This is a genomic window from Syntrophorhabdaceae bacterium, from assembly GCA_028713955.1.
Taxonomy (GTDB): Bacteria; Desulfobacterota; Syntrophorhabdia; order Syntrophorhabdales; family Syntrophorhabdaceae; genus UBA5609.
The window spans coordinates 1-10,432 of record JAQTNJ010000104.1; the positions used below are offsets into that span (position 1 = coordinate 1).

General features: G+C 49.9%; 11 protein-coding genes. 1 reads left to right on the forward strand and 10 read right to left on the reverse strand.

Going from position 1 to position 10,432, the window contains the following annotated elements; translation table 11 throughout:
* The 10 genes from PHU49_09825 to PHU49_09870 all read right to left on the reverse strand — a co-directional run.
* A partial coding sequence (locus PHU49_09825) for a cytochrome c3 family protein (protein ID MDD5244303.1) occupies window positions 1-1,000 on the reverse strand: 1,000 nt, incomplete at its 3' end.
* Between the two features lie 33 nt (window positions 1,001-1,033).
* A complete protein-coding gene (locus tag PHU49_09830) occupies window positions 1,034-1,213 on the reverse strand; it encodes a hypothetical protein (protein ID MDD5244304.1) in 180 nt (59 codons plus the stop codon).
* Window positions 1,214-1,427: 214 nt separating this feature from the next.
* Complete coding sequence (locus PHU49_09835) at window positions 1,428-2,573, reverse strand: acyl-CoA dehydrogenase family protein (protein MDD5244305.1); 1,146 nt, start codon at window positions 2,571-2,573, stop codon at window positions 1,428-1,430.
* A gap of 222 nt (window positions 2,574-2,795) precedes the next feature.
* Window positions 2,796-4,412: a class I adenylate-forming enzyme family protein gene (locus tag PHU49_09840; GenBank protein MDD5244306.1), complete on the reverse strand. Its 1,617-nt coding sequence runs from the start codon at window positions 4,410-4,412 to the stop codon at window positions 2,796-2,798.
* Between the two features lie 6 nt (window positions 4,413-4,418).
* A complete protein-coding gene (locus PHU49_09845; protein MDD5244307.1) occupies window positions 4,419-5,165 on the reverse strand; it encodes an ABC transporter ATP-binding protein in 747 nt (248 codons plus the stop codon).
* 11 nt (window positions 5,166-5,176) lie between these two features.
* On the reverse strand, window positions 5,177-5,920 hold the full coding sequence (locus tag PHU49_09850) for an ATP-binding cassette domain-containing protein (GenBank protein ID MDD5244308.1): 744 nt from the start codon (window positions 5,918-5,920) through the stop codon (window positions 5,177-5,179).
* A 233-nt stretch (window positions 5,921-6,153) separates the two neighbouring features.
* Window positions 6,154-7,161, reverse strand: coding sequence for a branched-chain amino acid ABC transporter permease (locus tag PHU49_09855; GenBank protein ID MDD5244309.1), 1,008 nt, complete (start codon window positions 7,159-7,161; stop codon window positions 6,154-6,156).
* A complete protein-coding gene (locus PHU49_09860; GenBank protein ID MDD5244310.1) occupies window positions 7,158-8,018 on the reverse strand; it encodes a branched-chain amino acid ABC transporter permease in 861 nt (286 codons plus the stop codon). The genes PHU49_09855 and PHU49_09860 overlap by 4 nt, the downstream gene beginning before the upstream one ends.
* Before the next feature lie 4 nt (window positions 8,019-8,022).
* Window positions 8,023-9,273: an ABC transporter substrate-binding protein gene (locus PHU49_09865; protein ID MDD5244311.1), complete on the reverse strand. Its 1,251-nt coding sequence runs from the start codon at window positions 9,271-9,273 to the stop codon at window positions 8,023-8,025.
* Between the two features lie 15 nt (window positions 9,274-9,288).
* A complete protein-coding gene (locus tag PHU49_09870; protein ID MDD5244312.1) occupies window positions 9,289-9,924 on the reverse strand; it encodes a TetR/AcrR family transcriptional regulator in 636 nt (211 codons plus the stop codon).
* 227 nt (window positions 9,925-10,151) lie between these two features.
* Here PHU49_09870 and PHU49_09875 point away from each other — a divergent pair.
* On the forward strand, window positions 10,152-10,432 hold a 281-nt coding region (locus PHU49_09875), incomplete at its 3' end, for a PAS domain-containing protein (protein MDD5244313.1).

Consider the following 10,432-nt stretch of genomic DNA (forward strand, 5'->3'; position numbering starts at 1 on the left):
CCTTTGAGCCGTCCTTCAGAAGCATATCCTTCGTGAGAAAATCCTTCTTCTCGTCATGGCACATCTCACACGAGCGGGTCCGTTCCGTCCTCTTCCGGATATTATGCGGCGCCGTATCCCAGTAGTTCGGGAGTTTATCAAACCCTTCCATGGCTATGCCGGCAGACTTAAAGGTATCTCTGACAGTAGGTATGACCCTCAAGGTCGTGATAGTCTTTTTATCCCTTGGGTTTAATCCAAGGATAAAGCCGGGTTTTGCCGTTGCGCCCTTCCCGAGATGGCAATCATAGCAGTTCCTGTATGTGCCGCCCGAATGGCAGGCGTAGCAGCTCACTTTGCCGTTATGACTTTTATGTGACGTTTGCGCCAATTCCGTCTTTTCCTCTCCCATCTTGTGGCAATTGGTGCACCGCGGTCTTTCTTTCACTTCCTTGCGGAGCATATAGGAGGCAGCGCTGTTGCCGTGAAGTTCCCCTTTCTTATGGCAGTCCACGCAGATCATACCCTTCTGGTAGTGGATATCGGGGGTCCCTCCGTATTCGCCGGTAAATTCAGGGTATACCCTGCCGCCGTGGCACAGTGCGCAGGTCTTTCCCTCATCCCTCTTTACAAACCTGTGACCCTTTACAAGACCTGTGCTGATCCCGCTTATCACAGGCGCCTTTACGTGACAGTCGCCGCAGGAGGCATGACAGCTCCTGCATGATTTTTCAAAGACCTTCTCGTTAAAGACCTTGAGCTCGTTTTTTGAGAACCTGCCTGAAACCCCATGTCGCTGGCCTTCGGAGGTATAATGGAGCGAGGTTCTGAACGGTTTTGTAATATCCTCGTGACATGTTTCGCATGTTCCGAGGTTCTTCGAGGGCTGTGCGACGAGACCCTTGTGGGCCGCAGCCCTGGTTGGCCCCTTTTCATTTCCCTTATGGCAGGAGGTGCAGCTCTCCTCAAAATGTATATCTTTTCCTATGAGGGATTTGTCGATCAGGAAGCCCTTATACATCTGATCCGCCGGCACGGACGGAGGGGCGCCTGCTCACCCTTCCCCTTCAGATGTGTCGATCTTAGGCGGTTTATAGAGGCTTTTCAGGATCCGGTCGCTGGTGTGGCATTGTACACAAGTGGTAATCTCTGATGAAAGTGCGATAGGCAGGCATGAGATAGTAATGGAAAGGGCGAGAACAATAATAAGCACGAATGCAAATTTACTCTTCACGGTATCCTGTGTATATAGCGTAAAGAGCTGTTTTTGTCAATCAACCCCGGGATGGTTTTTCGATTTCCTGTTATTTTTTGTTTCTTCGTGCAAAAAGAATTTCTAAAAAGAAATTGATTTCTGTGACGGATGGCTACCCGGGTGGGCAAAAATCACAGCCAAATCTTTTCTTGCTCGCGCTTATCATCTAATGGCTGTTTATCGCACGTTGAGCTTAAAACACCTTCTTCAGGAGCTCAGCGGCAATTACCGCCTTTTCAACCTCTTTTGAGCCTTCGTAGATCTCCACGATCTTTGCATCCCGGTAGAACCTCTGGATGTCGTAATCGCTGATATACCCATAGCCGCCGTGTAGCTGTAGTGCCTCATTGGTAACGTATACGCCGGTCTCTCCTCCAAACCACTTTGCCATCGAGATGAGCGCGTGGTCAGGCTTCCCTTTATCCATGGAATAGGCTGCCCTCCAGTAAAGCCCCCGGGCAGCTTCTACACGGGTTGCCATCTCTGCAAGCTTGAACTGAACGCCCTGGAGGTGTGCCAGCGTTTTGCCAAAGGCTTTTCTCTTTTTGACGTATGCTACGGCAAGCTCAAGGGCTCCCTGGGCAACACCGACACCTTGTGCCGCTACGTGGTTCCTCGTCTTGTTGAAGAAATCCATGAGCTGGTAAAACCCATTCCCCTCTTTTCCGATAAGGTTTCCAGCCGGGACCTCGATGTTGTTAAGACTCAGCTCGGCAGTGTTGTTTGCCCTGATGCCCATCTTGCCGTGTATCTTTGTGGCCTCATAGCCGGGCCTGTCTGTCTCGACAAGGATCACGCTGTGCCGACGGTGCGTATCCTTTTCTTCAGGGTTGGTGATGCAGAAGATGAGGACATAATTGGCAATACAGCCATTTGTTGTGAACATCTTTGTGCCGTTTATGACGTAACTGTCGCCCTTCTTTACCGCAGTTGTCTTCAACGAGGCGACATCGCTCCCGGCATCAGACTCGGTGATCCCGAAGCCAATGATCGCTTCTCCCGCAACAAGCGGCGGAAGATATTTCTTTTTCTGTTCCTCGCTTCCGAATGCCTGGACCATCTCCGAGCCGAACGTACAGGACAGGATGGACTGTCCACATCCGGGGTCAACCCGCCAGAATTCCTCTGCTATCAAAGAATGTTCAAAATACCCCAAGCCTGCTCCACCATACTCCTCTTTTATAAAGGTGCCCACAAAACCGTTTTCACAGGCCTTTTTCCACAGCGAAAGGTCGAACTCTTCTTTTTCGTCAAATTCCTGCGCACGCTCACGAAATTCCCCTTCAGCGAACTCCCGCGCCGCCTTCTTGATATCAACCTGTTCCGAAGTTAATTCCATATCATCCTCACAAGTAAGTAAACTACTACCGGCTAAAAGCCAATAGCTTTAACTCAAGCACCTCAAAAGGCATGGCATCGGGCTTTCCTTTCGCAAACCGTCGAGAGGCGAGGAAGCTCGGTCTTTTGCGTAGCAAAAGTTCCGAAGCCGAGCGCGAGCGATTGGAGCCGCTGGAGCGGAATGAGCGTGTTTGCAGGGAAAGCCTGACGTCATGCCTTAACCCTACTCCTCGTGCCGCTTTCTCTCCTCGCGCCTCATCTCCCTGCGGAGGAGCTTGCCGACCTTTGATTTGGGAAGCATGTCCCTGAATTCTATATACTGGGGGATCTTGTAAGAAGCAAGGTGGTCTCTGCACCAGTGGATCAGATCGTAGCCTGTAACACCCTTCACGTCTTCTTTCAACACAACGAAGGCCTTTATTCTCTCTCCAACCTTCTCATCCGGAACCCCAACAGCGCATGCGGCAAGAACAGCCGGATGCTCCTGCAGGGCTGCCTCAATCTCTGAAGATGACACCCTGTAGCCTTTATGCTTTATGGTATCCGCGGTTCTGTCTACAAAATAATAGAAGTCCTTTTCATCCTTTCTTAATACATCACCGGTCCTGTACCATCTCCGCCCCTCAATTTCAACAAAGGCTTCTTTTGTTTCCTCTTCTTTGTTCCAATATGCCCCTACCATATGATCCGATGAGACAAGGAGCTCGCCGGCCTCCCCTACAGGCATATCCTGCAAGGTCGCTTCATCGACGATCTTTACCTTCTTTATAGAGAGGGCCTTGCCAATGCTTCCGGGAGGTATTTCTTCTGTCACTGTCGGCATGGTAACGCCACCGCAGGTCTCTGTCGCCCCGTATCCTTCATAAATCTCTTTACCAAATTTTTCTTTCCACCGCCGTGCCGTTTCCCGAGGAAGAACATCGCCGCCGCTAAAGCAATAGGCAAGGGATGAAATATTATAGAAATCAAGCCTGTCATGTTCGAGGATCATTCTATAGAGTGCAGGAACACCGAAGAAGGTCTTTGCCTTGTATATCTGAACATAGTAAAGAAAGGCATCTATACTTACCTTGGGCATGATGATAACGCAGTCTCCGGTAATACAGAGCGGACCCAGACCGAACACCTGTCCGAGGATGTGGAAAAGCGGACCCCCCTGCATGACCACATTTTCGGGGGATGGGATCAGAGAGGCACTTACCTCAAGTTGTGCCTTGACAGACTCGAGGAAGAGGGCATGACTAATGGGGACACCTTTCGGGTTTTTTGTGGTCCCACCGGTATAGAGCATCTCAAGGGTCTCACTTTCACTAACCTGGGCCCCCTCCATGGTGGTCCTGGTTTTCATAAGGTCCGCGAGTTCATAGATACCCTTGCCCTTTTCTATCTTACCTTCCGGTATCCGGTCGAAGGCCTTGCCTATGAGCCACTTGTACCGGGGTAAAAGGTCCGCCATTCTCGTGACAATGACTGTATCCAGGGCACCTTCTTCTTTAAGTTCTTTAGCATAGCCAAAATTCGTATCCGCACAAATAACGGTGCGTGCGCCTGAATCCCCGGCGATATATCTCAGATCGCGCGGTGTATAAATAGGGGCGATGGGTACTACCACGGCCCCGATCTTTTGGATGGAAAGCCAGCTGATAATCCATTGAGGGGTATTCGGCATGTAAAGAATGATCTTGTCACGTTGTTTTAAGCCCAACGATTTGAGTCCCGTAGAAAGGCGCTCGACATATGCGAAAAGATCAACATAGTTCAGGACCTCTCCCAGGTATCGAACGGCCGGTCTTCCTTTGTGCCGGTTTGCTGTTTCTTCGAAGGTCTGATATACATTCATCGTACACTACACTCCAAAATAGGCTGCCTTTATCTCGGGGTTGTTGTAGAGCTCTTCTCCTGTCCCGTGGAGGGTGAGCATGCCGTTTTCGAGGACATATCCCCGGTCGATAATAGGTAATACGGGCCGGGCAAACTGTTCACAGAGCAAGATTGTAACGCCTGCCTCTTTTCGTATTGTCACGATCGACTCTATAAGCTTTACCTGGATGGCAGGGGAGAGGCCAAGGAGCGGTTCATCAAGGAGCATCAGCTTGGGTTTTACCATGAGAGACATTCCGATAGCGAGCATCTGCTGCTCACCACCGCTCAGGAAGCCGGCCCTTCTCTTCCTTAAGGGTACGAGGGCAGGAAATATCTTGTAAATATAGTCAATCCTCTCCCTCATTTCCACTCTGGGCAACAAGTAAGAGGCGATCTTCAGGTTTTCTTCAACGTCACTTTCCACAAAAACCGGATGTCTTTCACGAGAGAGAACTATCCCCATCTTGACCCGTTCATCGGCCCAGCGGTCGGTAATATCCTGTTCGAGAAAAGAGATATGACCGAATATGGTTATCCTCTCACCACCCTTGCGCTGCTCCTTGAGTTTTGTGTCAAGAAGGAGCCCGGAGATCGTGTTCATCAGCGTGGTCTTGCCGGCACTGTTTGAGCCTATAATGCCGACGATCTCCCCTCTGTTCACTTCGATAGAGAGTTCATTTATGGCGATGGCGTTTTCGTAAAAGACCATAAGCTTATCAACGTTCAGCATAATTTCACCCTCTACACCTCCACACCGAGATACGCCTTTTTCACCTCTTCGTCTTCCAGTATTGCTTTCGGAGGCCCTTCCTTGATCTTCTTACCGTAATTGAGGACTATCACCTTGTCGGCTATGCGGAACAGTTCCTTCAGTCTATGCTCCACCATGATCACGGTCTTACCATCCGCAAGGATCTTTTCGATAATGGGGATTATGCTTGTGACTTCTGCGATGGAAAGGCCGGAAAAAAGCTCATCGAGGATAAATATCTCACTCTTAAGAGCGAGGAGCCGTGCGAGTTCAAGTCTTTTGAGGTACCCGTGAGGCAGTACACTTGCTGACTTGTACGGTACTGAAGAATCCCGTTCAAAACCGACTTCTTCGAGGACGTCCAGGGCCACCGCATCCTTATCCCCAAACCTTCCCCCCGAGGAAGCCCTTACCCTTGGCGAAGCAAGGGGAACAACAATATTCTTATAGGCGGGAAGGTGAAAAAATGGCTTCACCATTTGAAAGGCCCTGCCGATACCCATATTGGTGATCCTGTAAGGGGGAAGGCCGATCACATCCTTTCCTTTAAACAATACACTGCCGCGGTCCGGCCTCACGAAGCCCGTAATTGTGTTGACAAGGGTGGTCTTGCCGGATCCGTTGGGTCCGATGATGCCCAGGAGCGTGTTTTCCTCAACCCCGACGCTCACATCATCTAAGGCCTTTACGCCGCCAAAGGCCTTTGTTATGCCTTTTACCTCAAGAAGCGCCATCTACTTGTCCTTTGAGGGCTTGCGTCGCCCCCTCTTCGTGCATAAGCCCGAAAAGATTCCCCTTCTCGTGAGCCGTGCTCGCTTGTATTTTGCTCTCAACTCCTTGCTCTCCGCTCTCAGCTATTCTAACTTTACCCACCTTGCTATTATCGGGGCTTGCGTCGCCCCCTCCAGCAGCAAAGCTGCCGGAGCCTCCCCCTCTTGCGAGCCGTGCTCGCTGATACATATCTCAGCTATTCTAACTTTACCCACCTTTCCATCTCGTTGTATTTCCGTGATGCGTAGTGGAAGATGCCTTCCGGCAGCGCCACAACGCAAATTACCAGAATAAATCCATAGAATACGATCCGCAAAGTGCCGAATTCCCTCAAAAACTCGGAAAGGGGTACAAGAATACACGCGCCTACGAGGGGCCCTGCAAGCGTCCCGATACCCCCGATCGCGGCTGCAGCAATGGGGAGGATTGAAAACTCCATCGCAAAAACAGGCATCCCGGTAAACTGATAAGAGTGTGTCATAAAAGCCCCGCAGAACGCACAGATACTGCTCCCGATAAACAATGCCTGTGCCTTGAAGGCGTAGATGTTAATACCTGATGCCATGGTAGCCCTGTCATTGTCCCGTATGCTTACGAATATAAGTCCATAGTCAGAAGCGATAAACCTTCGGAGCCCGAACAAAGATGCCCACATAGCGGCGAGAATGAGCGTGATCTCAACCCATACATTGGGAAAGGGGCTTAAACCGGTAAGGCCCTCTGTCCCGCCGAGGATCTTTGTTGCTTCGACGAGTCGCATGATCATGAGCGGCAGGATAAGGGTTATCATGGCGAAATAGATACCCCTTAACCGGATGACAGGCAAAAGCAGGATCGTTGAGAGGAGTCCTCCGACAACGGTTGCTATGGGGATAGTGAGGTAGACGGGCAGCCCGAGATAATGATTGAGACTACCCGCCGTGTATGAACCTATCCCGAAGAAAAGGGCCTGTCCGAGGGACAGCATTCCGCAACTGGAAAGAAAATCCCAGGACACAGCAAGCATGGCGAAGACGCAGGTGGTAATGGCCACTTTTTTCCAGTACAACGGCAAAAAGTAGGCGGCGAGGGCGATTCCCACAATGGGGATGAGCCTTGGGAACAGGAGGTACCACATCTCCCTGTAGGAAGTGAGGGCATATATATCATCAGAACGGGCCTTTATACCCCTTGCGATACGCTCCTTCCGGTAATTTTCCTTCACACCCTTTCCTCCAGTTCTTTCTGATGGCCGAGAAGGCCTGACGGTTTTATCGCAAGGATGATAAGGATCGCGCAGAGGCTCACGATGATCGTCCAGTGCGGCGAGAGGTATGTTGCAGTTATAGTCTGCGCGTAACCGATGATGAAACTCGCTATGATGACTCCGAAGGTGCTGCCGAGACCGCCCACAATGCAGACCGACAATGCATTTATAAGCACGTCATATCCGCTGTCTACCGTAATGGTCCCGAGGGGGAGTATAACAATCGCTGCAAAGGCACAGAGGGAAGAGCCAAGACCCATGCTGAAGCTTGCTATCCGGTCAGGATTAATCCCCAGGGAGAGCGATGTATGCTCTTCCTGGGCAATCCCACGGAAGGCAAGCCCTATCTTTGTATGATGGGTGAAGAGGTAAAGCCCGGTGATGAGGAGTATCCCGAGGACGATGATAAAGAACCTCTGGATGTCCACGTAAGCATCAAATATCTCAACGGAGCCCTTGATGAAAACAGGGAGAGAATACTTGAAACCGATGAAACCGACATAACGGAGAAATTCAAGGATCACAATAGAGATCCCCAACGTTGCTATGACCTCTGAGATCACAAGCCCCCTGATCCTCCTGATGATGAGCTTATAGATAAGCCCCCCGAAGACACCAATGATGATAATAGTAAGGATCGCGGAAAGCGCGTAGGGAAGATCAAGATGGTTTATGAGCGTCCAGGTGAGAAAACCTGATACCACGTATATGGCCCCATAGGCAAAATTTGCCACCCCGCTTATGCCGAAGGTGAGGTTAAAGCCCAGGGCCATGACCGCCAGGACAGCGCTGTTTATGAGGCCGTATACGAGCATATGACTATTTCACCCACGAAGGTTTGATAATCTTTGCCGAGGCAATGGAATCAGGCCATACAACGGCCATTTTTCCTTTTTGCCATTGAAAGACTGCGCCCACGGCAGCGGTTTTCGGGTCATTCCCGAATATAAGCTGATGGCCGCTGTCGAATTTGATCCTGCCCACAACCCCCACCATATCCGTTGCCTCGAGGGCCTTGACGACCTTGTCGGGATCGAGGCTCCCTGCCTTCTCAATAGCATTAACGAGGAGGTAGACCGTGTCGTAGGCCGGAGCGGCCCCATGACCTGACTGGATATCCTCTTTCCACCGCTTTATGTAAGCTTCGGAAAACTTCACTGTCGGCGGATAGGCTTTTATCGGGAAGTAACCGATTTCGAAGACGACATTCATGAGGCCATCGATGTCTTCACCGAAGGTCTTCCACGCATTTGTGCCCATGAGCGGTGATATAAATCCTGCCATCAGGGCAGGAATCTTCATGCTCTTCCACTGTTTGACGAGGATCCCGCTGGTGGGCATGTCAAATATGGGCAGGATGACCTGTACGCCGGCTGCTTTGGCCTTCATGAGACCTGCCGAGAAATCCGAAGCCCCAACCGGGTACTTTTCAAATCCTGCTACGGTCCACCCGTTGCCCTTTAGCCATTTTTCCATCATGGAACCCGTTGCCGTTGCCCACAGGACATCCTGAGTGGCTATAAATACCTTGTTGTACCCGAACTGGCTTGATATATGTTTCATCATGTTCTGCATATATCCGGCAAGATATCTTGAATCAAGACAGTTACGGAAAGAGTATTTGTATTTCTCTTTATCGCTCAAAACCTTTTCCTGGAATTTCGGGGTCATTGCTATGGTCCCGATGTTGATGACCTTGTACTTTGAATAGATATCCATGGCAGCGAGTAGCGCTTCAGACCTGAAATTTCCGACCACCGTGGCATATATCTTCTTATCAAGTATGAGCTTTTCGATGCCGAGCAATGCCTCGGATGTAGGGACTCCCGGCTCACCGTCCCGGATGTCGAGGGCCTCGATCTTCAGGAGCCGTTTTTCAGCGCCTATTTTAACGCCGCCTTTGGCGTTGATCTCCTCGACCGCGAGCTCGGCAGCCTTGTTCCCCTCATATCCCTCGATGAGCTTCAACGATGTAGGTATGCCAAGCAAGATACGCTGCTGGGCTGATGCAGGATACACAGAAAGAATCAACACTGTTGCAAAGAATAAACACAAAACCATCCTTTTCATAATAACCCCCTTACTTTATTTTTCTTTACCGCCTCCCTTTATCATGCCGAAGAGCATGACATTGCGGTAAGCCCTCGCAAGAGAAGGGCCGTCAATTGTTTTCCTGTTCATAAACCACTGGAGGAGGATACCGTTATGGATCGCCAGGATAACGTGGGCATGCAGCAGCGTGTCAAAGGTATCCTCGAACAACTTCTCCTTTTTGCCTTTTTCAAGGAGGGACCGGATAAACCCGATGTATTTGTCATACACGGCCTTTATCTTTTTTTCTGCCGCGCTTTTGCTCCCCGATATCTCTGCGGCAAGGGTCGTGGAGAGAACGCACAATTCACCGTTGTTGCGGGCATATTCGTTGATATATTTATGGTATTCGCGGAACGTTGTTAAGAAATCGCCCTGAAACCCTTTCGTGTGTTCAAAAAGCGAATCAACGAGTTCCGTTTCGAACTTTTCGATGATTTTGAAGAGCAGTTCGTCCTTACTTGTGAAGTGCCAGTAGAACGCCCCTTTCGTGATCCCGATGGCATCGGTTATGTCCTGGATCGAGGTTCCTTTGAAGCCCTTCCGGAGAAACAGTTCTATGCTTTTTTTTACGATCTGGTCTTTTGTGCCGACCGGAAAGCTTCTCCCTTTTTCCCCCTTTTTTGCCACTCCCGTTCCTTACCAACCGTTTAGTATTTTTTTATTATTTTTATTACGGTATACCCCCGATGAAAATATGTCAAGTGAAATTCTCGATTCAATTAAGATAAAGATTTTTTTCACATTCATGAAGGGCCACCGGGATATGGCTTCAAGAAACAGATCGTGATATTTTGCATAAAAGAGAATATGCTATTATAATATCAGGTTTATATTTCGCAGAGAGATGATAGGATTTGAGCTCTGAAACCAACATAAGTAAGAACACCCTACGGTCTATCCTTAATTCAATCCCGATCGGTATCTACGTCATTGACAGGGAACTGAAGATCAGGTGGGTGAACCAGAGGATGCTCCTGTGGATGAAAGAAAGAAGGACCTCCCATGAGAGGGATAAAAGCTGTTACTCGGCGATATTCGGCAATAAAGCGCCTTGCGACGATTGCCCTGCGTTCATAGCCTTCAAAAGCGGCAGGGCAGAGTATGCGGAGATAAAAAAGACCGGCAAGTCAGGGAA